The organism is Streptomyces calidiresistens, from assembly GCF_014141525.1.
In the GTDB taxonomy this organism is placed as follows: Bacteria; Actinomycetota; Actinomycetes; order Streptomycetales; family Streptomycetaceae; genus Streptomyces; species Streptomyces calidiresistens.
The window spans coordinates 1-647 of record NZ_VKHS01001327.1; the positions used below are offsets into that span (position 1 = coordinate 1).

Here is a 647-nt window from a genome sequence, read left to right on the forward strand (position 1 = left end):
CTCGCGTTCGGCCGGGGCCAACCGACCGTGCGCGGCATCGAGCGGGGGGAGATCCTCCAGGAGACCCCGCAGCGTGCCGGTCGGGGCCCGGTCAGCCAGCCAGTCGCGCAACTCCCCCGCCGTGCGGCCCGCTCCGCTCTCCCCGGCATCGACGCGGGATACCAGCGCCGCCCACAGTCGCCGCCACGCCCCGACGGAGTAATGCCGGAGCAACGTCCCCCTCCAGCTTTCCGCCTCGGGAAGTCCCGCCAGGATCGGATCCGACGCGAGATCCTCACCGAAGACCACGGCGGAACAGAGTGTCTCCCGGTAGTCCTCCCCCCGGTGGCCGTGGAGATCGACCGCCCGGGCAAGGGTCCGGAGGGTGGCGCGCCGCGTACGGTCGGACGCCTCCCACTCGGTCGGCACGTGGACGGCTCCCCCGCGGGAAGCGGTCAGCACACTCGTCAGCCATTCCCGCTCGGCCGGACCGGGCGAGTCGGGGGCCGGCACCCCCGTCCCCGCCAGTTCCTCCTCCTTCACCACCTCCCGCTCGGCGAGCGACAGCAGGGGTGCGAGGGTTTCCCGGACCGCGGGGGGACATTCGTGCCTGCCCGGCCGCAGGGCACCCTCCCGGACCGTCACCGTGCCGAGCACCGTGGCAGGGC

At 74.2% G+C, this 647-nt stretch carries 1 pseudogene; it reads right to left on the reverse strand.

What is annotated here, in order from left to right:
* Positions 1 to 624 (reverse strand): annotated as a pseudogene (locus tag FOE67_RS27125) (hypothetical protein); the annotation flags it as partial.
* Positions 625 to 647: the final 23 nt, after the last annotated feature.